20 protein-coding genes and 1 pseudogene are annotated in these 24,987 nt (G+C 64.3%); 19 read left to right on the top strand and 2 right to left on the bottom strand.

Annotated elements, in window-relative coordinates; genetic code table 11:
• From Q0K17_RS01345 to Q0K17_RS01400, 12 genes and pseudogenes are all read left to right on the top strand, one after another.
• Window positions 1-344 (top strand): annotated as a pseudogene (locus Q0K17_RS01345) (signal recognition particle-docking protein FtsY); the annotation flags it as partial.
• On the top strand, window positions 341-973 hold the full coding sequence (gene rdgB, locus Q0K17_RS01350) for an RdgB/HAM1 family non-canonical purine NTP pyrophosphatase (protein ID WP_294538955.1): 633 nt from the start codon (window positions 341-343) through the stop codon (window positions 971-973). The pseudogene Q0K17_RS01345 and the gene rdgB, both read left to right, overlap by 4 nt.
• A gap of 27 nt (window positions 974-1,000) precedes the next feature.
• Window positions 1,001-1,312 (top strand): YhbY family RNA-binding protein, encoded by a 312-nt coding sequence (locus Q0K17_RS01355; RefSeq protein WP_294538957.1) that lies wholly within the window; start codon window positions 1,001-1,003, stop codon window positions 1,310-1,312.
• Window positions 1,313-1,315: 3 nt separating this feature from the next.
• On the top strand, window positions 1,316-1,936 hold the full coding sequence (gene nadD, locus Q0K17_RS01360; RefSeq protein ID WP_294538959.1) for a nicotinate (nicotinamide) nucleotide adenylyltransferase: 621 nt from the start codon (window positions 1,316-1,318) through the stop codon (window positions 1,934-1,936).
• A gap of 308 nt (window positions 1,937-2,244) precedes the next feature.
• A complete protein-coding gene (gene yqeK / locus Q0K17_RS01365; protein WP_294538961.1) occupies window positions 2,245-2,820 on the top strand; it encodes a bis(5'-nucleosyl)-tetraphosphatase (symmetrical) YqeK in 576 nt (191 codons plus the stop codon).
• Window positions 2,821-2,891: 71 nt separating this feature from the next.
• Window positions 2,892-4,889: an LCP family protein gene (locus tag Q0K17_RS01370; RefSeq protein ID WP_294538964.1), complete on the top strand. Its 1,998-nt coding sequence runs from the start codon at window positions 2,892-2,894 to the stop codon at window positions 4,887-4,889.
• Between the two features lie 34 nt (window positions 4,890-4,923).
• Complete coding sequence (rsfS, locus tag Q0K17_RS01375) at window positions 4,924-5,286, top strand: ribosome silencing factor (RefSeq protein ID WP_294538967.1); 363 nt, start codon at window positions 4,924-4,926, stop codon at window positions 5,284-5,286.
• A 35-nt stretch (window positions 5,287-5,321) separates the two neighbouring features.
• Complete coding sequence (leuS, locus tag Q0K17_RS01380) at window positions 5,322-7,859, top strand: leucine--tRNA ligase (RefSeq protein ID WP_294538970.1); 2,538 nt, start codon at window positions 5,322-5,324, stop codon at window positions 7,857-7,859.
• A 78-nt stretch (window positions 7,860-7,937) separates the two neighbouring features.
• Window positions 7,938-10,241 (top strand): hypothetical protein, encoded by a 2,304-nt coding sequence (locus Q0K17_RS01385; protein ID WP_294538973.1) that lies wholly within the window; start codon window positions 7,938-7,940, stop codon window positions 10,239-10,241.
• Between the two features lie 4 nt (window positions 10,242-10,245).
• The gene (locus tag Q0K17_RS01390; RefSeq protein WP_294538976.1) at window positions 10,246-11,823 is read left to right on the top strand and encodes a glucosyltransferase domain-containing protein; all 1,578 of its coding nucleotides are present in this window, start codon (window positions 10,246-10,248) and stop codon (window positions 11,821-11,823) included.
• Between the two features lie 69 nt (window positions 11,824-11,892).
• Entirely contained in the window at window positions 11,893-12,852 is a 960-nt protein-coding gene (locus Q0K17_RS01395; RefSeq protein ID WP_294538978.1) for a glycosyltransferase family 2 protein, read from the top strand.
• Window positions 12,853-12,873: 21 nt separating this feature from the next.
• Window positions 12,874-14,214 (top strand): MATE family efflux transporter, encoded by a 1,341-nt coding sequence (locus Q0K17_RS01400; protein ID WP_366776621.1) that lies wholly within the window; start codon window positions 12,874-12,876, stop codon window positions 14,212-14,214.
• 115 nt (window positions 14,215-14,329) lie between these two features.
• Here the strand turns inward: Q0K17_RS01400 and fba are convergent, their stop codons facing one another.
• A complete protein-coding gene (gene fba / locus Q0K17_RS01405; protein ID WP_294538981.1) occupies window positions 14,330-15,193 on the bottom strand; it encodes a class II fructose-1,6-bisphosphate aldolase in 864 nt (287 codons plus the stop codon).
• 302 nt (window positions 15,194-15,495) lie between these two features.
• On the opposite strand from fba, the gene Q0K17_RS01410 reads away from it, so the two are divergent.
• From Q0K17_RS01410 to Q0K17_RS01430, 5 genes are all read left to right on the top strand, one after another.
• Entirely contained in the window at window positions 15,496-15,717 is a 222-nt protein-coding gene (locus Q0K17_RS01410) for a hypothetical protein (RefSeq protein ID WP_294538984.1), read from the top strand.
• Window positions 15,718-15,936: 219 nt separating this feature from the next.
• Entirely contained in the window at window positions 15,937-16,728 is a 792-nt protein-coding gene (rlmB, locus tag Q0K17_RS01415; protein WP_294538986.1) for a 23S rRNA (guanosine(2251)-2'-O)-methyltransferase RlmB, read from the top strand.
• Window positions 16,729-16,785: 57 nt separating this feature from the next.
• Window positions 16,786-20,577, top strand: coding sequence for a hypothetical protein (locus Q0K17_RS01420; protein WP_294538989.1), 3,792 nt, complete (start codon window positions 16,786-16,788; stop codon window positions 20,575-20,577).
• A 19-nt stretch (window positions 20,578-20,596) separates the two neighbouring features.
• Complete coding sequence (locus Q0K17_RS01425; RefSeq protein WP_294538992.1) at window positions 20,597-21,001, top strand: transposase; 405 nt, start codon at window positions 20,597-20,599, stop codon at window positions 20,999-21,001.
• A gap of 147 nt (window positions 21,002-21,148) precedes the next feature.
• Window positions 21,149-22,018, top strand: a complete 870-nt coding sequence (locus Q0K17_RS01430; protein WP_294538995.1) for a putative manganese transporter — start codon at window positions 21,149-21,151, stop codon at window positions 22,016-22,018.
• A gap of 86 nt (window positions 22,019-22,104) precedes the next feature.
• Here Q0K17_RS01430 and Q0K17_RS01435 read toward each other — a convergent pair whose 3' ends face one another.
• Window positions 22,105-22,725: a C39 family peptidase gene (locus tag Q0K17_RS01435; protein ID WP_294538998.1), complete on the bottom strand. Its 621-nt coding sequence runs from the start codon at window positions 22,723-22,725 to the stop codon at window positions 22,105-22,107.
• A gap of 88 nt (window positions 22,726-22,813) precedes the next feature.
• On the opposite strand from Q0K17_RS01435, the gene Q0K17_RS01440 reads away from it, so the two are divergent.
• Together Q0K17_RS01440 and Q0K17_RS01445 are read left to right on the top strand one after the other, a co-directional pair.
• Entirely contained in the window at window positions 22,814-23,854 is a 1,041-nt protein-coding gene (locus tag Q0K17_RS01440; protein WP_294539001.1) for a P1 family peptidase, read from the top strand.
• Window positions 23,855-23,895: 41 nt separating this feature from the next.
• A complete protein-coding gene (locus Q0K17_RS01445) occupies window positions 23,896-24,984 on the top strand; it encodes a dipeptide epimerase (protein WP_294539004.1) in 1,089 nt (362 codons plus the stop codon).
• Window positions 24,985-24,987 lie beyond the last annotated feature (3 nt).

Raw genomic sequence — 24,987 nt, forward strand, 5'->3', positions numbered from 1 at the left:
AGGGCCTGATGGACGAGCTTTCCAAGATCGCCCGCAGCGTCAAGAAGGCCAGCCCCGAAGCCAGCCTGGAAGTGCTGTTGGTGCTGGACGCCATCACCGGTCAGAACGCCATCAGTCAGGCCCAGGAATTCTGTCGGGCGGCGGGGGCCACCGGCGTGGTGCTCACCAAGCTGGACGGCACCCCCAAGGGCGGCTGCATCCTGGGCGTGCACGAAAAGCTGGGCCTGCCCATCCGCTTTGTGGGGGTGGGCGAGAAGATCGACGACCTGATCTTCTTCTCCGCCACTGATTTCTCCGAGGCCCTGCTGCCCGAACTGCCCAAGAAAGAGGAGGAACAGGCATGATCTTCTGCGCTGCCACCAACAACCAGGGCAAGCTCAAGGAGCTGCGCCGGATCCTGGAACGGGCCGGTCATACGGTGAAAAGCCTGCGGGAGCTGGGGGTCACCCTGGACCCGGAGGAAACCGGCACCACCTTTGCCGAAAATGCCCGCATCAAGGCGGAAGCTTTCTGCAAAGCCACCGGCCTTGCCACCGTGGCCGACGATTCCGGCCTGTGCGTGGACGCGCTGAACGGCGCTCCCGGCGTGTACAGCGCCCGCTATGCGGGGGTGCACGGGGACGACGACGCCAACAACCGGAAACTGCTTGATGCCATGCAGGATATCCCGGCGGACAAGCGGGCCGCCCGGTTTGTCTCCGCTGTCTGCCTCATGCTGCCCGACGGCCGGGAACTGACGGTGGAAGGGGAGTGCCCCGGCACCGTGGCCTTCGGCCTGACCGGGGAGAACGGCTTCGGCTATGATCCGCTTTTTGTCCCCGACTGCGTGGGCCTGCCCGACGGTTCCACCGCCCCCAACACCGTCCGGCGGTCTTACGCCGAACTGGCGGACGGGGAGAAGGACGCCATCAGCCACCGGGGACGGGCCATGGAACGCCTGGAACAGGCGCTGCCCGCTTTCCTGGGGGAATAAACAACCAACACCGAAAGGATTTCTGATATGAAAACTCTGACCAGCAAACAGCGTGCGGCCCTGCGCGGCGCCGCCAACACTCTGGACCCCGTGTTCCAGGTGGGCAAAGGGGAGATCGGCCCCGCCATGATCGAAGCGGTGGGCAAGTGTCTGGCCGCCCGGGAACTCATCAAGGTGAAGGTGCTGGAAAACAGCGAATACTCCGCCAAGGAGGCCGCCGCCATCCTGGCCGAAGCCACCGGCGCCCAGTGCGTCCAGGTCATCGGCCGCAAGTTCGTGCTCTTCCTGCAGAAGGACAAGGACTCCGACTTTACCGCTCTGCTGGCCTCGGCCCGCTGACTGATGGAACCGGTGGGCAAACTGCTTTTGTACGGCGGTACCTTTGACCCGCCGCACCAAGGGCATATGAACAATCTGCAGGCGGCCATGGAGGCGGTGCATCCGGACAAGGTCCTGGTCATGCCCGCGGGCATCCCGCCTCATAAAGCCGCCAGCGCCACCCCCGCCGAACTCCGTCTGGCCATGTGCCGCTGTTTCACCGCCGTGGACCCCCGGGTGGAGGTCAGCCGGTGGGAGATCGACCGGGAAGGGCGCAGCTACACCGTGCATACCCTGCAGATGCTGCGGGACACCAACCCGGGAACGGCCCTGTATCTGGCCCTGGGCAGTGACATGCTGCTCAGCTTTACAAGGTGGCACCGGTGGCAGGCCATCCTGGCCCTGGCCACCCTGGTGGTGCAGAGTCGGGCCGGGGGCGACAGCGCCGACCTGCACGCTGCCGCCGACGCTTTGCGCCCCTGCGGCGGGCGGGTGCTCTTTGCCCACGCGGTGCCGGTGCCCTGCGCGTCCAGCCAGATTCGCGCCGGCACCCTGGATGCCGACACCCTGCGGCAGGTTCTGCCCGCATCCGTGCGGGCCGTCATCCGCCAAAACGGACTCTACGGCCTGGGGGACCGGGTGTAAAGCCCCGGCGCCTGCCTGCCGCCACAGCGTGTCGAGAGACTCGACACGCTGCAAAAAGGGGAACAGTCCCGCACGGCAATTGCCTGACGGGCCTATTCCCCCTTTTGAAATCCCCCTCGACAAAATTTTGCGGCAAACCGCGCACGCGTCGCTTTGCTCCTTGCACACAATTTGCCGCAAAATTTCCCTGTCGGTGTCTCCATCGTCGGCGCTGGTCCGCCGATGGAGACGGATTTGGATTTTTTTGACAGTCTGAGGCAGTCTGCCTGCCCCCAACCGAACTTTTTTGACAAAGAGGGAAGTATTACATGACCTGTGAAGAAGCCCAGGAACTGGTAAAAGGCCGTTTGTCCCGCAAACGGTACAAGCACACCGTAAATGTAAAAAATAAGGCGGTGGAACTGGCCCGCCGCTACGGTGCGGACGAGGAAAAGGCCGCACTGGCGGCACTTTTGCATGACAGTGCGAAAGAATTGCCCCAAGAGGAAATGTTGCAGATTTTTTCCGACAATGCTATAATGGCTAAAAATGCCGCGTCCCGGCCCACGCCGGTCTGGCACGGCATTGCCGCCGCCATCCTGTGCGCCACCCAATGGGGCGTTACCGACCCGGAGATCCTTTCTGCCATCGAGTGTCATACCACCGGCAAAGCCGACATGACCCTGCTGGAAAAGATCATCTACATGGCGGACGCCACCAGCGCCGAGCGGGATTACCCCGGCGTGGACCGGCTGCGGCAGGAAGAGATGCAGGACCTGGATCTGGCTTTGCTGCACAGTCTGCAGCAGAGCATTGCCTTTGTGAAAAAGAAGGGCGGAAAACTGGACCCCCAGACCGTAGCGGCCTGTGAGGACCTGCAGGAACGCATCGCCCAAAAAGGATGAACATACCATATTCCCAAAAGGGATGCTCCGGCCCGTCCGCCGCACCCCGCCACCAAAAAGGGAGGACGCCCATGAGCGAACCACGCAAACTGAACACCGGTGACGCCCAGCGCACGGTGTATCATGCCGGCGACGCACAGCGCACCATCCGCACCTCCGGCGCCGCCGCCTCTTCCAGCCAGCTGGAGGAAGCCCGCCGCCGCGCCCGCATGGCCGCTGCCGAAAGCAGCCGCCGCAGCCGCCAGTTTACGCCGGTACAGCCGGCCGATGTGCAGCGGTATCAGGCTGCCCGTCAGGCACAGAACGCACAGACGGCCCCGCGCACCATCCATCAGCCGGTGCAGCACACGGCCCGCTACGCCCAGCAGCCTGCCGACCCCCGTCAGCAGGCCCAGCCCCAGCGCACCATTCACCGCGCCCAGCCGGCCCAGCCTGCGGCTCAGCCCCAGCGGCCGGTACAGCGTGCGGCCCAGCCCCAGTCCGGGGAAGAAAACCTGACCATGGCGCAGCGTCAGGCCATGGCCCTGCGCCGTCAGGCCGCCGCCAAGCAGGCGTCCGCCGGCGCCCGGGCCCAGGTGCAGCATCTGGACCTGCGTTCCGCCCAGGGCGAGCGCCCTGCCTATGATTTTGACGGCGACGCCGAGTTCGAAGCCCGTCAGGCCGCCCGGGCCGCCCAGCCGGCCGCCGCGGCCGAACAGCCGTCGGCCCGGGCATCCTCCCGCAGCACGTCCGGTTCCGCCCGCAGCGGTTCCGCCTCTTCCGCCTCCGGCCGCCGCAGCGGCGGCGCTTCCGCCGGCGGACAGCCCCCCAAGGGCCCCGGCAAGGGCCGCAAAGGCCGCGGCGATGACGGCAGCGGCAAAAAGGGCGGCAAGAAAAAGAAAAAGGGTACCTGGTGGAAGATCCTGCTGTCCACCCTGTTGGTGCTGGTGCTCATCTTCGGTGTCACCGTGGCCCTGATCATGAACGCCCTGCGCCCCGAAACCGGCGGCAACATCACCTTCAACCAGCTGCTGAACACCCCCAAGGAATTTGCCGGCAAGGAGATCAACATCCTGCTGGTGGGCATCGACCGTTCCACCGAGGACGGCTCCGGGGAAGACTCCCAGAGCAATGACGGCATGACCGACATGATCATGTGGATGCACTTCAACAATGAGACCGGGGAAGTGAAGATGCTGCAGATCCCCCGCAACATCTTCGTCACCACCGACTCCAGCTATTCCGGCAACTACCAGATCAACGCCATTGCCAAGACCCAGGGCTCCAAGGGCTACAACAACCTCAACGCCCTGTGCGAGGAGGTCAGCAAGGAGTTCCAGGTCTCCATCGACGGCTATGTGAGCATCCGGCTGGAAAAACTGGTGGAACTGGTGGATATCCTGGGCGGTGTGTACTGCTATATTCCCCAGGATATGTCCTACAAGGGCAGTGCCCTGGAACAGGGCTACCGCAACCTGGACGGCGCCGCGGCGGAGTTCCTGCTGCGCAACCGTCACAGCTACGCCAACAGCGACCTGGGCCGCCTGAACACCCAGCGCTACTTCTACGCCGCCATGTTCGCCAAGCTGCGCTCCATGACCGCGTGGGATATCGCCAAGAACCTGCCCTTCTACCTGAGCATGGTGGATACCAGCCTGAGCATCTCCGACCTGATCAGTGTGGCGGTCAGCCTGATGAGCGTTTCCAGTGACAAGATCATGCTGGCCCAGGTGCCGGTGTATATGGGCGGCATCACCTACAACGGCAACGACGTGGTCGTGGTGGCCCGCCAGGAAACCGCCGACCTGCTCAACACCTATTACCGTGAAAACACCGGTCCCGTGGATGCCAGCGAGCTCCAGGTGGTGGACAACGTGCTGGATGTCAGCGGCGTAGGAGCTTCCGACCCCAACGTGCAGTTCATGGCCGCCATCAACGAGCAGGTCAACGACGCTGCGCAGGAATCCGGCGTGGATACCAGCAGCGAGTATGTCTACGACACCCCGACCGCAGCTCCTGAAGGGGACGCTGCCTCCACAGAGGAAGGCACCGATTCCGCCGACTCCTCCAGCGAGGACCAGGCCGCCTGAGCGCCTGCATGCAAAATAAAAGGAGAACAGATTTATGGATAGCAAGACCCTGGCCATCGAACTGGCCCGTGCTCTGGACGCCAAAAAGGCACTGAACATCCGCGTGCTCAAGGTCGAGGACCTGACCACCGTCACCGATTACTTCGTCATTGCCACCGGCACTTCCACCACCCATGTGGGCGCCCTGGCGGACGAGGCGGACTTCGCTTTGTCCCAGCAGGGGGTGCATCCCCTGCGCAGCGAAGGCCATGACGGCAAGCGCTGGGTGCTGCTGGACTACGGCACTGTCATCGTGCATGTGTTCACCAAGGAAGCCCATGATTATTACGACCTGGAACACCTTTGGGCCGACGCCGCCGAAATGCCCGCCGCCGAATGGATGAAACCGGCCGAATAAATACCATTTTGTAAAATAGTGGGGAGAGATCAACCGTGAAGTACGACTTCAAAGCTGTGGAAGCCAAATGGCAGAAGGTGTGGCAGGATGAACACACCTTCCACGCCGAGATCGACCATTCCAAGCCGAAATTCTATGCGCTGGTAGAGTTCCCGTATCCGTCCGCCGCCGGCCTGCATGTGGGGCATCCCCGCAGCTACACCGCCCTGGATATTGTGGCCCGCAAAAAGCGGCAGTGCGGGTACAACGTGCTGTATCCCATGGGCTGGGACGCTTTCGGCCTGCCCACCGAGAACTATGCCCTGAAGAACCACATCAACCCCGAGATCGTCACCGCCAAGAACGTGGCCCGCTTCAAGAGCCAGCTCCAGGCCCTGGGCCTGTCCTTTGACTGGGACCGTGAGATCAACACCACCGACCCCGAGTACTACAAGTGGACCCAGTGGATCTTCCTGCAGCTGTACAAGAAGGGTCTGGCCTACAAGAAGGAGACCAACGTCAACTACTGCACCGGCTGCAAGGTGGTCCTGGCCAACGAGGAAGTGGTCAACGGCGTGTGCGAGCGCTGCGGCAGCCCCGTGGTCCACAAGGTCAAGAGCCAGTGGATGCTGAAGATCACCGCCTATGCCGACCGCCTCATCGACGATCTGGACGGCCTGGACTTCATCGAGCGCGTCTCCACCCAGCAGAAGAACTGGATCGGCCGCAGCCACGGCGCCGAGATCAACTTCGATACCACTGCCGGTGATGTGCTCACCGTCTACACCACCCGCGCCGACACCCTGTTCGGCTGCACCTATATGGTCGTCTCCCCCGAGCATGCCTACCTGAAGAAGTGGATGGACGCGGGGCTCATCAAGAACCCCGACGAGATCACCGCCTACCAGCAGGAAGCCGCCCGCAAGTCCGAGTTCGAGCGCACCGAGCTGAACAAGGAAAAGACCGGCGTGCGCATCCAGGGCGTGGAGGCGGTCAACCCGGTGAACGGCCAGACCGTGCCCATCTTTATCTCCGACTACGTCCTGGCCACCTACGGCACCGGCGCCATCATGGCCGTGCCTGCCCACGATACCCGTGACTGGGAGTTCGCCAAGAAGTTCGGCCTGCCCATCGTGGAGGTCGTCCGCGGCACCACCCCGGCCAACCTGGATGAGGGTGCCTTCACCGACGTGGCCACCGGCACCCTGGTCAACTCCGGTTTCCTCACCGGCCTGTCGGTGGAGGATGCCAAGAACAAGATGTACGCCTGGCTGGAAGAGAACGGCAAGGGCTGCAAGAAGGTCAACTTCAAGCTCCGCGACTGGGTCTTCAGCCGTCAGCGGTACTGGGGCGAACCCATCCCCATGGTCTACTGCGAAAAGTGCGGCTGGCAGCCCCTGCCCGAAAGCGAGCTGCCCCTGCGCCTGCCCGAGATCAAGGACTTTGAACCGGGCGAAAACGGCGAAAGCCCTCTGGCCCGCCACACCGAATGGGTGAACACCACCTGCCCGTGCTGCGGCGGCCCCGCCAAGCGGGAGACCGATACCATGCCTCAGTGGGCCGGTTCCAGCTGGTACTTCCTGCGCTACATGGATCCCCATAACAAGGATGCCATCGCCAGCAAGGAAGCCCTGGAATACTGGAGCCCGGTGGACTGGTACAACGGCGGCATGGAGCACACCACCCTGCACCTGCTGTACAGCCGTTTCTGGCACAAATTCCTGTATGATATCGGCGTGGTCCCCACCAAGGAGCCCTACGCCAAGCGCACCTCCCACGGCATGATCCTGGGTCTCAACCCCCACAGCTTTGTGAACCTGCCCGCCGAAAAACAGCGCAAGCTGGTGGCGGAGTTCGGCTCCGAGAAGGCTGCCCGGGAACACCTGGTGGAACAGTACGGCGAAATGGCCGAACACCCGGTGGTCAAGATGTCCAAGAGCCTGGGCAACGTGGTCAACCCTGACGACGTGGTGGACGAGTACGGCGCCGATACCCTGCGCCTGTACGAGATGTTCATCGGCGACTTTGAGAAGGCCGCGCCCTGGAACACCTCCTCCATCAAGGGCTGCAAGCGTTTCCTGGACCGCATCTGGGCCATGGGGGACAAGCTGGTGGAGGGCGGCGTGCGCCCCGAACTGGAATCCCTGATGCACCGCACCATCAAGAAGGTGGGCGAGGACATCGACAGCCTGAAGGCCAACACCGCCATCGCCCAGCTGATGATCTACGTCAACGCCCTGTCCGATGCCGGCGGCGCCACCCGTCCCGAGTACGAGGTGCTGCTGCAGCTGCTCAACCCCTTCGCCCCGCATATGACCGAGGAACTGTGGGAGCAGATGGGCCACGAGGACCGTCTGGCCTACCACCCCTGGCCCAAGTACGACGAGGCCAAGTGCACCGAGCAGACCATCGAGATCGCGGTGCAGGTCAACGGCAAGATCAAGGCCCGCATCAAGGTTCCCGCCGGTGTGGAAGCCGCCGATGCCATCGCCGCCGCCAAGGCGGAGCCCGCCGTGACCGAAGCCCTGGCCGGCAAGACGCTGGTCAAGGAGATCTACGTCAAGGGCAAGCTGGTCAATCTGGCCGCGAAATAAAACACGGAGCCCCCGCAGCCACGGGGGCTCTTTTCGCATATCATGGCAAATATCCCGTTGAAGGAGAGAAGTATATTGATGCGGCAAAACCTGCGCGCGGCCCTGCAGAAGCGGCTGCCGCGCCATTGGCTGGTGTGGGCGGTCATCCTCATCGAAGCGGTCTTTCTGGTGGGCGGCTTTGTGCAGGACCGGGCGGTGCGGGGCACCACCACCCTGCTCAGCGACAGCATGGGAGACATGCTGGACCACGGCATCACCCATACCACCCAGGGCACCGAGGTGGAGGCGGGGCTTTCGGGAGAAGTGCTGGCCACCCGCTGGCTGGAACTGGAACCGGGCATGTACAACGTCACCGTGGCCTACCTGGGCGGCGGGGACGATGTGACCTGCTATTTCTACAAATCCACCGCCCAGGCCGATACCGTCACCCTGCGGGAAGGCATGCGGGCGGTGACCTTCCAGGCACTGGTGCCCAGCGACCAGCAGCAGGCCACCCTGCGCATCGCCACCGGCGGCAGCGGCTTTACCCTGGAAAGCATCGTCATTTCCTACAGTCAGGCCTATTCCTGGTACAATCTGCTCTGCCGGCTGGTATTTTTCGCAGCGGCGGACCTGATCTGGCTGCTCTGGTCCGGGCGCCTGGTGCTCCCCGGCGGACCCCGGGCTTCGGTCACGGCCCTGGGCCTGGGCGGGGCGGTCCTCATTGCCTCCCTGCCGCTGCTCACCGGCGGGCTCATCCCCGGGCATGACCTGCAGTTCCACCTCAACCGCATCGAAGGTCTGGCCCAGGGCATTGCCGCCGGACAGCTGCCGGTGCGCATCCAGCCTTTCTGGCTGGACGGCCGGGGGTATGCGGTGTCGGTCTTTTACGGGGAACTGCTCCTCTACTTCCCGGCGCTGCTGCGCTTCTTCGGGGTGACGGTGCAGGGAGCCTACAAGGTGTATGTGGTGGCGGTGAATATGGGCACCGCCCTGGTCAGCTGGTTCTGCCTGCGCCGGATGCTCAAAAATCACTGGGCCGCCCTTTTCGGCAGCGTGCTGTACACCCTGTCCATCTACCGCATCATCAACATTTATCTGCGGGGGGCCGTGGGGGAATACACCGCCATGCTTTTCCTGCCCCTGGTATTTTACGGGCTGTGGAAGATCTTCACCCAGCCGGACGGCGCCAAAGCCGCCCCCCTTGTCTGGCTGCCGGCGGTCATCGGCTTTACCGGCCTGATCCAGACCCATCTGCTCAGCTGCGAGATCGTGGGCATGCTCACCCTGGGCAGCTGTGTGGTGCTGCTGCGCCGGACCCTGCGCAGAAACACCTTCTTCCCGCTGTGTAAGGTGGTGGGCATCACCGCCCTGCTCAACCTGTGGTTCCTGCTGCCCCTGTTCGATTACATGCGGGGGGATCTGGTCATCACCACCCAGGAAAGCTCCGGCCCCCACAACACCGCCGCCTTCCTGGGCCAGATGCTGGGCCTTTCCTTCAGCGGCGTGGCCGAGCGGTACAACCTGGGCCTGGACCAGGGTACTTATGAGGAGATGGCCATCGGCCTGGGCCTGACCCTGCTGCTGGCGGCGGGTCTTTTCGTGCTGGTCACCGCCATGGGCCGGGGCGACCGGAAAAATCCCGTCTGGCGCCTGGGCAGCTTCGGCCTGTGGGCAGGCCTGGTCTGCCTGGTCCTGGCCAGCGACATCTTCCCCTGGGACAACCTGTACAACCTGAACCCGGTCCTGGGCAAGCTGGTGGCCATGGTGCAGTATGTCTGGCGGTTCCTCAGTCCGGCCACCTGGTTCTGGGCCCTGGCGGGGGCCTGTGCCCTCTGCCTGCTGGCTGACCGGCCGGACCTGCGCAATCTTTCGGCGGGGGTGCTGCTGGTGCTCACCCTCTTCAGCTGGGGCGGCTTTGTGCAGACCGCCCTCACCGACAACGAGACCCTGTTCTGCTACAGCGCCGCAGCCCTGGATTCCTGTGACGCCGGGGCAGGGGAGTACCTGCCTGCCGGCACCGAAAAAACCGACTTCGGCGGTCCCCGGACCATCGAGGCCGACGGGGTGACGCTCACCGACAGCTCCCTCAGCGGCCTGACCGCCACCTTCACCTGCCAGAGTACCGACGGGGGCACCGTCACCGTGCCCATCCTGTACTATCCCTACTATCAGGCCGGAGATGAGGCGGGCAATGCCCTGACCGTGACCCAGGACCCGGAGAGCAAGATGGTCCGGGTGGATGTCCCGGCGGGATACAGCGGCACCATCCGGGTGTCCTATGCCGAACCCTGGTTCTGGCGCGCCGCCGAGGCCGTCAGTCTGCTGATCCTGGCGGGCCTGATCGCCCTGGGCGTATATCGCCGCAAAAACACCCGGACCCCCGTTCCGGCCAAAGGATAAAAGGATGAAACAGACACAACACAATCCGGTTTGGTCCAATCTGGCCGCCCTGGCCCGCCGTCCGCTTTTGTGGGCGGTGCTGGCGGCGCTGGCGGCCCTGGGCTACGGCTACGCCATGGCCGTGCCCGCCGTGGACATGGACGATCTGGCCATTGCCACCTACCAGCAGGGCGGGGAATTCCTGCGCCAGGGGCGGTTCACCGTCTGGCTGCTCCAGGCGGCCACCGGCATCATGACCTACCAGCGATTCTGGCCGGAATTCTTCTTTGCCCTCTGCCTGCTCCTGGCCGGGGTGCTGCTGGCGGCCCTGGTATACACGGCTTCCGGCCGGCAGCCGGCTCTGCCCGGAGTGCTTCTTCTGGCGGGCGGGCTTCTCCTCTGGCCTTACCATGGGGAGATCCTTATGTACTCCAACCAGTGCGGGGTGGGGCTGGGGTATCTGCTCTGCGTGCTGGGGGCCTGCCTGGTCTGGCCGGAGATGGCGGCAGGCTGGCGCCGCGGCCTGTCCGGCGGGGCGGGTGCCGCGCTCTGCCTGATGTTTGCTCTGGGACTGTATGAGTCCTTCGCCCCGGTCTGGCTCACCCTGGTGTTCCTGTTGCTGCTGGCGGCCCCGCCCCGGTCCCTGCGGGCCGGTCTGGGCATGGCTCTGCGGGGACTGTGGCCCCTGGCTGCCGCCCTGGTGCTGCGCAGCGGCATGGCCGCGGCCCTGCGTGCCCTGATGGGGGTGAGCGGGGAAAACGGCAGCGCCTCCAAGACCATCTTCTGGTTCCGGCGGGACAGCGTGCGGGATGCTATCCTCATCCCTGTGCGGGAATTCCTGACCAAATACGGGGCCGAGGCGCTGGCCGTGCCGGCGTTGGGCCTGCTGCTGCTGGCCTGTCTGGCCCTGGTGGTGTGGGCTTTGCCCCGCCGCGGCCGCCGGCTGTGGGCGCTGTGCCTGCTGCTCTCCCAGTTTTCCCTGGGGCTTTTGCAGGGCACCGGCTCCCAGATGGCCCGGGCCTGCCAGTGCTTTGCGGTGTTTGTGCCCTTTGTGGTCTGGCTGTGGCTGGGCAAAGCCCTGGACAGCCGCCGCAGCCTGCCCCTGGCCGCCCTGTGCTCTCTGCTGGCTGTGGCCCTGCTGGGCACCGAGGCCTGGGCACTGACCGATGACCTGCGCTTTGACCGGGACCGCTGGCAGTATGAAAAGGCCCTTCTGGAACAGACCGCCGCCGATCTGGCGGCTCTGGACCCGACGGGCACTGTGCCGGTGGTCTTTACGGGAGAGGTGGAACTCTCCCCCGAGCTGGAAGCCCGGGCGGAGATCCCGGCGGGCAGCCCCGCCTACACGGTGGCGTGGGTCATTGCCACGGCGCTGGACGGGCCCCAGGGGGTTCTGTACCGGTACGAAAACCCCCAGACCCTGGTCATCAACTGGGCCCAGACGGCCTTCGGCAGCCATGAACAGATGTACCTGCTCATGGAGGAGCTGGGTCATGTGTATCCCCGTCCCACCGGCGAACAGCAGGCGGCGGGGGACGCCCTGGCCGAAACGATGCCCGCCGGTGTCACCAGGCAGGACGGCTATCTGCTGGTCTGCTTCTGACCGTTGCGAAGCGCTGCACACTGCTGTATAATAAAAGAAAGTTTTCTGCTCGAAAGGTGGTTCACCCCTATGCTGATCTCCCTCGTTGTGCCCAGTTACAATGAAGAGGAAGCCATGCCGCTGTTCTATCAGGAGGCGTCCCGCGTGGCGGCCGAAATGAAAACCAGCCACGGCGCCGATTTTGAATTTATCTTTGTGGATGACGGGTCCAGGGACGGCACCCTGCGTGTGGCCCGGGAACTGCATGACCGGGACCCCCGGGTGCGGTATGTCTCCTTCAGCCGCAACTTCGGCAAGGAATCCGCCATTTATGCGGGTCTGAAGGCGGCCAGAGGGGACTATGTGGCCACCCTGGACGCCGACCTGCAGGACCCGCCCGCCCTGCTGCCCCAGATGCTGGACGCCCTGCTCACCGGGGATTTTGACTGCGCCGCCACCCGCCGTACCACCCGCAAGGGGGAACCCCCGGTGCGCAGCTGGTTTGCCCGCAAGTTCTACCAGATCATCAACCGCCTCAGCGACACCGAGATCGTGGACGGTGCCCGGGATTACCGGCTCATGAGCCGGAAGATGGTGGATGCAGTGCTCTCCATGGCGGAGTACAACCGGTTCAGCAAGGGCATCTTCAGCTGGGTGGGCTTCAAGACCAAGTGGTTTGATTACGAGAACATCGAGCGTGTGGCCGGCCAGACCAAATGGAATTTCTGGGGCCTGTTCAAGTATTCCATCGAAGGGATCGTGGGCTTCTCCACCGCGCCGCTGGTCATTGCGGCGGGCGCCGGTGTGATTTTCTGTCTGGCGGCCTTTGTGGGCATCATTTTTGTGGTAGTGCGGGCGCTGGTCTTCGGCGATCCCACCTCCGGCTGGCCCAGCATGGTCTGCATCATGCTGCTGTGCAGCGGCGTGCAGCTGTTCTGCCTGGGTATCGTGGGCGAATACCTGGCCAAGACCTACCTGGAAGTCAAACATCGCCCCATCTACATTGAGCGTGAGACCGAAGCGGACCGCGACGCCCGCCGTTGCCAATAAAACGGGGCAGGGGGTCTGTTTATGAATGATATGACCCGGGGCAGTGCGTACCGTCATCTGTGGCAGTATGCACTGCCCTTGATGTTGGGCAACTGGTTCCAGCTGGCCTACAACGCGGCGGATTCCATCATTGTGGGACAGTTCATCGGCAAGGATGCCCTGGCGGCGGAAGGCGCTGCCGCCCCGGTGATGAATCTGGTGATCCTGGCCATTTCCGGGGTGACCATCGGCGCCGGGGTGCTCATGAGTGAATTCTTCGGTGCCCGGGACGGGGAACAGCTGCGCAGGGAACTGGCCACCACCCTTCTTGCCGGGGCATGTTTTTCCCTGGCGGTGGCGGTGCTGGGCATCCTGTTCACCCCGCAGATCCTGCGCTGGCAGGCGGTTCCCGACGATATCTTTGCCATCACGATGGTCTACCTGCGCATCACCTTTGTGGGGGCGCCCTTCACCTGCTTCTACAACGCGCTGGCCGCCGGCCTCAAGAGTGTGGGGGATGCCAAAACGCCCCTGCGCTTCCTGATTTTTTCTTCTGTGCTCAATGTGATGCTGGATCTGGTCCTCATCGGGGCACTGGATTTCGGCATTGCCTGTTCGGCGGCCACCACTGTCTTTGCCCAGGGGGTCAGCGCCCTGCTGGCGGCGGTGTACCTGGTGCGGCGTCTGCCGGAACTCTGTCCCCGGCGGGAAGAGTGGCGGATCGACCGCCCGCTGTTGGGCCGGACCATGCGCTATGGCAGCGTCACCGCCCTGCAGCAGGCCTGCCAGCCCATCGGCAAGGTGCTGATCCAGGGCCAGGTGAACCTGCTGGGCGTGGATGTGATGGCCGCGTACAACGCCGTCACCCGCATGGATGATTTTGCCTGTATCCCGGAACAGAGCGTGGCCCAGGGGATCACCACCTTCATTGCCCAGAACCGGGGTGCCCGCCGGTATGCCCGCATCCGGGCCGGGTTCCGGGCCGGACTGCTCATGGAGTTCGGGTACTGGATTCTGATCGGCAGTATCACGGCCCTTTTCCGTACGCCCATTGTCTCCCTGTTCGTGTCAGGGGAAGGGGCGGAGCAGGTCACGGCCCTGGGCAGCCAGTATCTGGCCGCCATGACGGTGTTCTACATCCTGCCCGCCTTTACCAACGGGTTCCAGGGATACTACCGGGGCATGGGCCGGATGGGCATCACCCTGGCCGGTACCCTGATCCAGACCTCCCTGCGGGTGGTGTTCACCGTGCTGCTGGCCCCCCGGATGGGGATTTACGGCATCGCCTTTGCCTGCGCGGGCGGCTGGATCGTCATGCTGCTGTTTGAGATCCCCCTGTATTTTCTGCGCATGCGCGGACGGGAAGGCGAGGCCGCGGCCTGATTTTCTTCCCCAAAAAACAAAAACCGGAAGGTGTACCACCTTCCGGTTTTTTTGCATCAAAAAGCGGGTCCGCCGCTGTGGACGGACCCGCCTGCTGTTTCTGGAGAGGAAAAAATCAGGCCTTGTTGGCAGAGCCGAACAGCTCGATCTTCTCGCGCACGGTGGCCTTGATGGCCTCGGCGCCGGGAGCCAGCAGCTTGCGGGGGTCAAAGCCCTTGCCCTGCAGATCCTTGCCCGCTTCGATGTACTTGCGGGTGGCATCGGCGAAGCTCAGCTGGCATTCGGTGTTGACGTTGATCTTGGAAACGCCCAGGGTGATGGCCTTGCGGATCATGTCGGCCGGGATGCCCGTGCCGCCGTGCAGGACCAGAGGAATGTTGTCGGTGGCCTGATGGATCTTGCCCAGAGCCTCAAAGTCCAGGCCCTTCCAGTTGGCGGGATACTTGCCGTGGATGTTGCCGATGCCGGCAGCCAGGAAGTCGATGCCCAGGGCAGCGATCTTGGCGCACTCAGCGGGATCGGCCACTTCGCCGGCGCCGATGACGCCGTCTTCCTCGCCGCCGATGGAGCCGACCTCAGCCTCGATGGACAGGCCGTGGTCATGGGCCAGAGCCACCAGCTCGGTGGTCTTGGCAACGTTCTCATCGATGGGATAATGGCTGCCGTCGAACATGATGGAGGTGAAGCCGGCGGCCACGCAGGCCTTGGCGCCCTCGTAGGTGCCGTGGTCCAGATGCAGGGCCACGGGAACGGTGATGCCCAGGCTCTCATCCATGGCGCGGACCATGGCGGCCACGGTCTTGAAACCGGTCATATACTTGCCGGCGCCCTCGGAAACACCGAGGATGACGGGGCTGTTCATCTCCTGCGCGGTCAGCAGGATGCTCTTGGTCCATTCCAGGTTGTTGATGTTGAACTGACCGACGGCGTAATGGCCATCGCGTGCTTTCAGCAGCATATTGGTTGCGTTTACCAGCATAGTGAAGATACCTCCCAATGTTCTTCTGTTTCCGTTGCAGGAAAAATCCGCGTGGGGCCGTGCGCCCCGCGCGTCACCAGGGTATAGCTTCATTATAGCCTGACATTGACAAAAAAGCAACAAAAATATTTTGCTTCTTCCAGACAGGACTGTTTTGACGATGTACAGATGATTTCAGATGATTTGACCATGGGCGGCGGGCAGCCGTTCCCGGTGTGCGGACGCGGCGGCGCGGCGGGAAAAAAGGGCGGTGCTCCGGGGTTGTGCGGGCATGCAGGGGCCGGGATGAACTTTTCACCCCGATGGATGTGGAAAACCCGGAGCCTGGAAATCCTTGGGCATTTTGTGGGAATTTCGGAGGGTTTTGGCAGGAAAATCAGAACTTTGCCAACTTGACACGAGGGTTTATCCGAACTGTTATGTGGAAAAATTTTCAACAGGCTGTGGAAAACATCCTTCCATTTGGTGGAAAAATCGCATGGTGGGCGGGTTTTCCACACTTTCAACAGGGTTTTCAACAATGAACTCCGGCCATTGTGGAATTACGGTTTGTATAAAGCGCGGCGCAGCGCAAAACCTCCCTGGCGAAAAAGCAAAAAATCTGCACTTTTGACGCGGGTTTGCAGGTGACAAAGGCTTCCGGTTTGTGGTATACTATAATCCGTATAATTGTCGTCTGGTCCGGGGACCGGCGGCACAGAATTTCACGGGGGCGGCCATGCCGCCCCGCCGGAGGAACCAGAATGAACAAACCGGAACGCCCGGACAGCCGGGTCAACCCGTCCGATACCCCCGACACCCTCGTCTGGGGCAAAAATCCCGTCACCGAACTGCTGCGCGCCGGCACCGGGGTGGATACCCTGCTGCTGGCGGACAGCCTGGACCCGCGGACCGTGTCCTATTTCACCGCCTTGGGAAAACAGGCGGGGGCCGTCATCAAGCGGGTGCCCTCGGGCAAGCTGCAGAAGCTCTGCGGCACCCCCGATCATCAGGGCATCGCGGCCTGGGCCGCCCGCATCCAGTATGCGGAGCTGGAAGACCTTCTGGATGCCGCAGCCGCCAAGGGCGAACCGCCCTTCCTGGTCCTGTGCGACGGCATTGAGGATCCCCACAACCTGGGCGCCATCCTGCGCTCGGCCCTGCTGTGCGGGGCCCACGGGGTGGTCATTCCCCGCCGCGGCGGGGTGGGCGTGACCGGTACGGTGATGAAGGCCAGTGCCGGGGCAGCCGCCCGCATTCCGGTGGCCCGGGTGCCCAATCTGGCCCAGGCCATCCGCACCCTGAAGGAGCGGGGCGTTTTTGTCTACTGCGCCGATCTGGGGGGCGAATCCCCCACCCGCACCGACCTTACCGGATCGGTGGCCCTGGTCATGGGCAGCGAAGGCAGCGGTCCTTCGGCGCTGACTCGAAAATTGTGTGACGGTGTCGTCACATTGGATATGGCCGCAGGGGACTGCGGCGTGGACAGCTACAACGTTTCGGTAGCCGCCGGAATCCTTTTGTATCACATTATGCAGTGCCGCCGCGGGCGCTGAGCACCGGACGCCGGTGCCGCCGCCCGCGCTGCGGGCAGGGAAAAAGGGGAGAAGGATATGCCAAGCAAACGCACCAACGATTCGGTGGAACAGATTCTGCAGGAACTGAGCCATCAGCAGGCCAGGGATGGTGTGCGGGACAGTGTCAATGAAAGAAAGGTCGATGAAATCCTGAAAAGCGTGGGCATCGATACCGCTGCGCCCGGGTCTTCCCAGGATTCGCTGGGCCCCATCGGTGCGGAGGATCTGCCCCAGGTGGAGATCAGCGGCGGTGTGGCGGAAGACCGTTTTTCCACCACGGTGCTGGATGACCTGCTGGGGGACCTGCCCAGCATGAAACTGCTGAAGAAAAAATCCCCGCGCACCGCGCCGTCCAAGCCGGTGTCCACGGCGCCCGCCCAGCAGCCCGTCCGTCCCGCAGCCCCCGCGCGCCGGCAGCCGTCGGCCCGCACGGCGCCGCAGCCTGAACAGCCGGTCCGCACCGTGCCGCAGCCGGAGCAGCCGGCCCGCACGGCGCCGGCACCCCAGCCGGAACAGCCTTCCGGGCAGCCGGATGCCGGCCGGGACCGCACAAGCCCCGCCGGCCGCACCGAGCAGCCTGCGCGGACGGTGCCCGCCAACCCGGACCCGGAGCCGAAACCCGCTGCAGGGACCGGCCGGGGTAGGACCGGCACGGTCACCGATACCACCAGCACCAGCGTCATCAAGAATTTCCTTCTCAAGATGGCCCCGGGCGCCGACCATGCCAACACCCATGCCCTGAATGAGGGCAAGGAACAGTTCCAGCAGTTCTTCGGAAAGACGGCTGCGGTTGTCCCCGGTGCGGACGGCAAACTGAAAGACCCTTCCACCCATCGCAAGCGGGGCCTGTTCGGCCTGGGCCGTGCGGAGGATTCCGGGCAGTTTGTGCCCATCAATATCTCCCTGGGCGGCCGCCGGGAAGAACCCGAGCCGGAACCGGAAGAGGATACCTATGTCCAGCCGGAACCGCAGCCGGAACAGACTTACGCGGAGGACGCCGACGCCTTTGATGACGGGGAAGCCGTCATGCCGGAGGCGGAGACCCCCGCCCCGGAACCGCAGCCCGAACCGGAGCCGGAGCCGCAGCCCGAGCCGCCGGCGGACAAAAAGACCGTTTACCACTCCCAGCACACCGGCGGCATCCCCGGCGGGACCCGCCATGGGGGGCTGGGCGGCAACACGGTGAGCATCACCTTCAACAATATCCGGGACGTGCTGCGGGGCAATACCGCCTCCGGTGCCACAGGGACCATCTACCGCAAGAAGCGCAATACCATCGAGTTCACCCCGGGCCAGAAGCTGGCCCGCAGCCCCGAACCCGACCCGGGGGAGAAATCCCGCGGGGAACCGGTGGGGGAGCCGGTCATGACCTCCACCGCCGACGTTACATCCGGCACCGCATCCTTCAATGTTTCCCTGACCCAGGAGGAAGAAGCGGAGGATACCAAGGACTTCCTCAAAGACCTGGAAGCGGCCTCGGAATCCGCGGCCAAACTGGCCTCCCGGGTCGCCCGACAGACGCCGCGGCCCCAGCCTTCCGCGCCGGTCACTCCGGCCCGCGGCGGGGCGGACCGGGCGGACCTGCCTTCCGGGCAGCGCACCCAGCCCCGGCAGGACACTCCCACCCCGCCGGCCGGACGGACGGAACAGCCCGCCCGGGAAGATACCTTTGAGGAGATCTCCCGGGATGATGCCGTCTCCATGACCGGAGAGGTGCGTCTGGCCGATATCGCGGCCGGCCGTACAGAGGAGGATACCTCTGCCTTCGAGGCGGATCTGGCCCACGCGGGCACCCACGAAGTCAGCCCCGACACGGCGGACTTCATGGCCCAGCTGGACGCCCAGCCCCGCCCCCGTCCGGACACCGGTGCCTTTGTGAAGGGCATTGAGCAGTCCATCAACGACGAGGACCAGGAGGCCGAGCCGGAAGACCGCTTTGCCCAGGCCGCCGGCATCCTCACCGACACCTCCGAGATCGACGAGCCCACCGCCCACCGTACCAAGGCGGGCATCCGCCTGACCGGCAAGCCGGATGATGAAACCGGCGACGGGGAAAAAGGCGAAGCTCCTTTTGAGGAGGAAGCGGCCGCACCTTCCCGCCATCGGGAATACGAACATGTGGAAGATGCGCCGGCGGTGCGCCGGGATCTGAACAACCAGATCCTGCTGCTGACCGTCGCCGCCATCGTGTCGGGCATTGCCGCGGTGGTGATGCTCTACCTGGGCGTTGCGGCAGGGGGCGGTCTGCCCATGCCCGCGCCGCTGGACCCCCTGACCGGGGCCACGCCGCTGCTGGCCACCCTGCTGGTACTGCTGCTGTTCTGCTGCGCGCTGAACTGGCATACCATGCTGGATGGACTCAAGGGGCTGTTCAAGGGCCCAACTGCCGATACCCTGTCCGCGCTGGCGGCTTTCGGCGCGGTGGTGCAGCTGGCGGCGTTCCTCATCCAACCGGAATGGTATAATCCCGAAAAACTCTGCCTGCTGGCCGGACCCGCGGCGCTGGTGCTCTGCTTCAATGCCATCGGCAAGCGGCTGGACGCCCTCACTACCCGGGAAAATTTCCAGCTGGTCAGCGCCAAGGTGGACCACGCGGTGGCCTACCGCCTGAAAGACACCGGGATCCTGCGGGCCGTCACCCGTGGGCTGGACCAGCCCCGTCCCAGCGTGCTGGTCAGCCGTCCCACCCTGCTGCTGAAGGATTTCCTCTCCTCCAGCAGTTCCCACCGCACATCCGACAAGAACCAGCAGCAGCTGGGCCGTCTGGTGGCCGGCGTGGCTGTGGCGGCCCTGCTGTTTACGCTGCTCTACCGCAAGGACGCCGGTCTGGCCTTCACCGCCATGGCCGCGGTGCTCTGCCTGGGGGCACCCCTGGCAGGTACGCTGCTCAGCGCCCTGCCCGCGCGGCTGATGCAGCGCAGCGCCGCCCAGGTGGGCGCGGTCATCCCCGGCTGGCGGGATATCCGCCAGCTGGGCCGCATCAATGTGATCCAGGTCTCCACCCAGGATCTATTCCCCCGGGGCTGCGTCAAGCTCTGCGGCATCAAGCCGGTGAATAAGGAGACCATCGATCTGGCCATTATCTATGCGGCCTCCATGATGGCCCAGGGCGCTCCCACCCTGCGGGACGTTTTCCTGGGTATGATCGGGGACAACCGCAAGCTGCTGGACAAGGTGGACGACTTCGAGACCATCTATGGCATGGGGTATGTGGGCTGGATCAAGGGCGAACGTGTGCTGGCCGGCAACCGCCGTCTGATGGAAAAATTCGATGTGGCGGTGCCCAGCCTGGAATATGAGCAGCGCCATACCGTCAACCAGCGCCGGGTCATTTATCTGGCCGTGTCCGGCAAACTGTACAGCATGTTCCAGGTGGTCTACCAGGCGGAACGGGATACCGCCGCCGTGCTGGACGGCCTGCGCCGCAGCGGCATGTCCCTGATCGTGGACTGTGACGACTTCAACTGTGATGAAGCCCTGCTGGAAGCCGCCTACACCCTGCCCACCGGCACGGTGCGGGTGCTGGACGGCACGGCGCGCAAGGCTCTGGAACCGGCCATTGCATGGCTGCCCGAAAGCGAAGGCAACATGCTGCATCTGGGCAGCTTCGTGAGTTATGTGGGCGGCCTGGAAGCCGCTGCCGGCGCCGCCGAAGGCGAGCGCAAAGCCGCCACCATCCTGTCCATGTCGGTGCTGCTGTCCTGCGTGCTGGCGGTGATCATGGTGCTGGCGGGGGGCATTGCGGCCCTGCCGCTGCCCGCACTGGTCCTGTACCAGGCAGCCTGGGCCGTGCTGGCTCTGATTTTCCCGATGCTGCAACGTTACTAAATCAAAGGGGGCGTGGTCTTTGTACCGCACAAGCGAACAGCAGATGAGCATTTATGATTATCTGCCGCCCTATCATGGGGAACTGGCCGAGCGCAACCGCTGGGTGCGTCTGGCCGATGCCATCGACTGGGATGCTTTTGAAAAAGAATACAGCGGTCATTTCGGCCATGTGGGCAAGGTGGCCGTCCCCGCCCGGGTGGCCTACGGCTGCCTGATCGTCCGGGCCGCCTGCGGCGTGTCCGACCGGGAGACGGTGGCCCTGATCCGGGAAAGCCCCTATCTGCAATATTTCCTGGGGTTCGACGCCTTCACCGACACGGTGCCCTTTTCCTCCCGCAGTATGGAGCGCTTCCGCACCCGCATCCCGGCGGACAAGGTCCGGGCGGCGGTGCGGCTGCTGCGCCGGTTTGAGGCCGAGGACTGAACCCGCTTCTCCTGACCAGGGACGCTGAACACGCCCCTGGCTTTTTGTGCCCGGTATGCCGGGACTTCTCATGCCGTCACGGCGGCCACGTTCACCGCCGTTTTCCACTCTTTCCGCATTTTACCCCGCAACCATAAAGGAAATCACATGGAACACATCATTCTGCACACCATCGAACATGCTTTTGAGGACAGCCTCAAAATGCTGCCCTTCCTGTTCCTGGCGTATCTGCTCATCGAATGGCTGGAACGCCACCACGGCGAACGCATCGAAAACGCCCTGGCCGGCGGCGGCCGCTGGGGCTTTGTACCGGGCGCTGTGCTGGGCTGCGTGCCCCAGTGCGGGTTCTCCGCGCTGGCGGCCAACCTGTACGCCAGCCGGGTCATCACCCCCGGCGCCTTGCTGGCCGTCTTTGTGGCCACCAGTGACGAGGCCGTGCCCCTGCTGGCCGCCGAGCCCAGCCTGTGGGGCACCCTGCCCCTGCTGCTCATCGGCAAGGTGGTGGCCGGCGTGGCGGGCGGTTTCCTGCTGGATGTTCCCCTGCGCAAGATCCTGCCCGCCGGCCTGTACGGCGGCTACGCCGGCCATGCCGACGAGATCGACTGCCACGAGGAGCACGAGGAACACAGCGGCGTTTTACTGGCCGCCCTGCGCCATACGGTGGAGATCTTCCTCTTCATCCTGCTGTTCAGCTTCCTGATCGGCTTCGCCTTTGAACTCATCGGGGAGGACACCATCACCGCCTTCCTCACCGGCATGGGCATCTTCCAGCCCATGGCCGCCGCCCTGGTGGGTCTGGTGCCCAACTGCGCGGCCAGCGTGCTGCTGGCCCAGCTGTACGCCCAGGGGGCCATCAGCTTCGGCAGCCTGTTCGCAGGCCTGTGCGCCGGAGCGGGCATCGGTCTGGCTGTGCTCTGGCGGGTCAACCCCAGCTGGAAGCAGAACCTGTTCATGACCGGCCTGCTGTGGGCCGGCGGTTCGGTCTGCGGCATTGTGCTGCAGTTCCTGCCCCTGTGATCCCTCTCTGACAACAATACCCCGCCCGCCGCAAAAACCTTGCAGTTTTACGGCGGGCGGGGTATTATTATATCGTGTTTCCGGTCTTACAGCGCTTCGCCCTGGCGGACAAAGACCACGGCCCGGGAACCCAGCTGGCGGTATACCCGCATAAAGCGGTCCCGGGGCACGGTGCGATTGAAATCCAGGGGGTCCGCTACCGTGAAATGGGTGTCGGTGGCCCCGCACAGCACCATGCAGTGCAGGGTGTGGAATACCCGGTGCACGCCGCCTTTGGGCAGGGGATAGGGGGCCACATCCGCAAAGCCGATGTCATCAAAATGCAGCGATGCCCAGAAGATCACCGGCCGCCCCTTCTGCAGCTGCGCCACCAGGTCGGCTTCCTCCGCCCCGGTCAGGTCGTGGGCGGTGTACCCGCCGCCGTGGCGGGCCAGATAGGTGTTGGCTGCTTCCACAATGGGCCCTGCAAAGCAGTAATAGCCCTCCTCGGGGGTGCCGTCATCCTTGTGTGGGTCCCCCATGTACACCTCGTCCGGGTCGGCGCCGTACCAGCGCTCACTGCGGGGCAGGTAGTGGTCGGCCAGGTCGCACTTGTCCGCCTCAAAGCCCAGATAGCGCAGCACTTCGCAGCAGCTGGTGATCTCACACCCGTTGGGCAGTTCCGGGTTCTGCAATACCTGAGGCACGTTCAGCAAGATTTCGGTCATGGGTTCCTCCCCGCCCGGCGGGGCCGGGACTTGTGATTTTTTCCTTTTTACATTGTATCATATCCCTTTTTGGAAAGGAAGTGCATCCATGCCCACCATCCGCGATTACGGTCTGGTACCCGGGCATCTGCCTGCCGGACCCCGCAACGCCATCACCGATGTGCCCGGGGTGCGGGTGGGCCATACCACCGTCGATGCCGGCAGCCATCACACCGGTGTCACCGTCATTCTGCCCCGGCAGGACATATACAACCACCGCTGCACCGCCGCCGCCCATGTGATCAACGGCTTCGGCAAGACCGCCGGCCTGGTCCAGATCCAGGAACTGGGCCAGCTGGAAAGCCCCATCGCCCTGACCAACACCCTGAACGTGGGGCTGGTGTACGACGCCCTGGTGCAGTACACCGCCGATGCCTGTGCCGAAACAGGCGGCAAGCTGCGCAGTTTCAACCCGGTGGTGGGGGAGTGCAACGACGGCACCCTCAGCGACATCACCGACCGGGTCATCGGCCGGCGGGAGGTGTTCCACGCCATCGAGACCGCCTCCCCGGACTTTGCGCAGGGCTGTGTGGGGGCCGGCACCGGCATGATCTGCCACGAACTCAAGGGCGGCATCGGGTCCGCCAGCCGGATGGTCAAGGTGGCCGGACGGGATTTCTGCATCGGGGTGCTGGCCCTGTGCAACCACGGCCAACTTTCGGAGCTGAACATCCTGGGCCGCCATGTGGGGGCGGAGATCCGCCGCCGCATCCAGGGCGAACCCCGCCCGGAAGACAAGGGCAGCTGCATTCTGGTCCTGGCCACCGACCTGCCCCTGTCCAGCCGTCAGCTGGGCCGGGTCTGCCGCCGGTGTGCCGCCGGTCTGGCCCGGGTGGGCAGCTACTGGGGCCACGGCAGCGGGGATATCACCATCGGCTTCACCACCGCCCACGATATCCACCGGGGGGATGCCGCCGAGATCGCCACCCGTGCCGTTTTCAATGAGGACAAGCTGGATCCCCTCTTCCTGGCCGCCGCCGAAGCCGCCGAGGAATCGGTGCTCAACGCCCTGGCCGCCGCCGTGCCCATGGTGGGATACGACGGCACCGTCTGCCATGCCCTCTCCGAATTTGCCGATCTGTTGGGCTGATTCCGGCCCGTCATTTTACCATAAAAAGCAGGTGCATCTTTATGAAAATCACCAACATCACCACCACCGAATGTCAGATCCCCCTGCGCACCCCCTTCAAGACGGCCCTGCGCACGGTGGACAGCGTGCACGATCTCCTGGTCCGGGTCGAGACCGACACCGGCGCTGTGGGCTACGGCGAAGCGCCGCCCACCGCCGTCATCACCGGCGAGACCCTGGGGTCCCTGCACACCGCCGTGGAGGAGTTCATCGCCCCGGCCCTGACCGGCATGGAGGTGGAAGACCTGGACACGGTCATGACCAGGCTGGAACGCTGCATGGTGCACAACACCAGCGCCAAGGCCGCTGTGGACATGGCCATCTATGACCTTTTTGCCAAAAGCTGCGGCAAGCCTTTGTATAAAGTGCTGGGCGGTGCCCGCAACACCCTGGAAACTGACCTGACCATCTCGGTGAATCCGGTGCCGGAAATGGTGGCGGATGCCAAGTCTGCGGTGGCCGAGGGCTTCCGTGTGCTCAAGGTCAAGGTAGGCAAGGAAGGTCTGGCCGACATCCCCCGGCTCAAAGCCATCCGGGAGGCCGTGGGCCCCGGTGTGGCCCTGCGGGTGGACGCCAACCAGGGCTGGACCGCCAAGCAGGCGGTGCGGATCATCACCGCCCTGGAGGATGCCGGGGTCAACCCGGAACTGGTGGAACAGCCGGTGCCTGCCCATGACATCGACGGCCTGGAATACATCACCAACCGGGTAGCCACCCCCATCCTGGCGGATGAGTGCGTCTTCTCCCCGGCGGATGCCCTGAACGTGCTCCAGCGCCATGCTGCCGACATGATCAACATCAAGCTGATGAAGACCGGCGGCATCTGGCAGGCCCAGAAGATCTGTGCCGCGGCGGAGATCTACGGCGTGCAGTGCATGATGGGCTGCATGCTGGAAAGCAAGCTGGCGGTGTCGGCGGCGGCCCATCTGGCGGCGGCCCGGTCGGTCATCAGCTGCGTGGACCTGGACGGCCCCAGCCTGTGCAGCGTGGACCCCTACACCGGCGGTCCGGTGTACGAGGGCGCCCGCATTGTCATGAACGAGACCCCGGGCATCGGCATTACCGGTGTGCCCGGGTTTGAGGAGGTGTAAGCC

Source organism: uncultured Gemmiger sp. (genome assembly GCA_944388105.1).
Lineage (GTDB): Bacteria > Bacillota > Clostridia > Oscillospirales > Ruminococcaceae > Gemmiger.

What these genes read in the sequence shown, in the direction of transcription:
- rdgB (WP_294538955.1), top strand. Translation starts at nt 341, where the DNA reads ATGATCTTCTGCGCTGCCACCAACAACCAGGGCAAGCTCAAGGAGCTG.
- Q0K17_RS01355 (WP_294538957.1), top strand. Translation starts at nt 1,001, where the DNA reads ATGAAAACTCTGACCAGCAAACAGCGTGCGGCCCTGCGCGGCGCCGCC.
- nadD (WP_294538959.1), top strand. Translation starts at nt 1,316, where the DNA reads ATGGAACCGGTGGGCAAACTGCTTTTGTACGGCGGTACCTTTGACCCG.
- yqeK (WP_294538961.1), top strand. Translation starts at nt 2,245, where the DNA reads ATGACCTGTGAAGAAGCCCAGGAACTGGTAAAAGGCCGTTTGTCCCGC.
- Q0K17_RS01370 (WP_294538964.1), top strand. Translation starts at nt 2,892, where the DNA reads ATGAGCGAACCACGCAAACTGAACACCGGTGACGCCCAGCGCACGGTG.
- rsfS (WP_294538967.1), top strand. Translation starts at nt 4,924, where the DNA reads ATGGATAGCAAGACCCTGGCCATCGAACTGGCCCGTGCTCTGGACGCC.
- Q0K17_RS01385 (WP_294538973.1), top strand. Translation starts at nt 7,938, where the DNA reads ATGCGGCAAAACCTGCGCGCGGCCCTGCAGAAGCGGCTGCCGCGCCAT.
- Q0K17_RS01390 (WP_294538976.1), top strand. Translation starts at nt 10,246, where the DNA reads ATGAAACAGACACAACACAATCCGGTTTGGTCCAATCTGGCCGCCCTG.
- Q0K17_RS01395 (WP_294538978.1), top strand. Translation starts at nt 11,893, where the DNA reads ATGCTGATCTCCCTCGTTGTGCCCAGTTACAATGAAGAGGAAGCCATG.
- Q0K17_RS01400 (WP_366776621.1), top strand. Translation starts at nt 12,874, where the DNA reads ATGAATGATATGACCCGGGGCAGTGCGTACCGTCATCTGTGGCAGTAT.
- fba (WP_294538981.1), bottom strand. Translation starts at nt 15,193, where the DNA reads ATGCTGGTAAACGCAACCAATATGCTGCTGAAAGCACGCGATGGCCAT.
- Q0K17_RS01410 (WP_294538984.1), top strand. Translation starts at nt 15,496, where the DNA reads ATGGATGTGGAAAACCCGGAGCCTGGAAATCCTTGGGCATTTTGTGGG.
- rlmB (WP_294538986.1), top strand. Translation starts at nt 15,937, where the DNA reads ATGAACAAACCGGAACGCCCGGACAGCCGGGTCAACCCGTCCGATACC.
- Q0K17_RS01420 (WP_294538989.1), top strand. Translation starts at nt 16,786, where the DNA reads ATGCCAAGCAAACGCACCAACGATTCGGTGGAACAGATTCTGCAGGAA.
- Q0K17_RS01430 (WP_294538995.1), top strand. Translation starts at nt 21,149, where the DNA reads ATGGAACACATCATTCTGCACACCATCGAACATGCTTTTGAGGACAGC.
- Q0K17_RS01435 (WP_294538998.1), bottom strand. Translation starts at nt 22,725, where the DNA reads ATGACCGAAATCTTGCTGAACGTGCCTCAGGTATTGCAGAACCCGGAA.
- Q0K17_RS01440 (WP_294539001.1), top strand. Translation starts at nt 22,814, where the DNA reads ATGCCCACCATCCGCGATTACGGTCTGGTACCCGGGCATCTGCCTGCC.
- Q0K17_RS01445 (WP_294539004.1), top strand. Translation starts at nt 23,896, where the DNA reads ATGAAAATCACCAACATCACCACCACCGAATGTCAGATCCCCCTGCGC.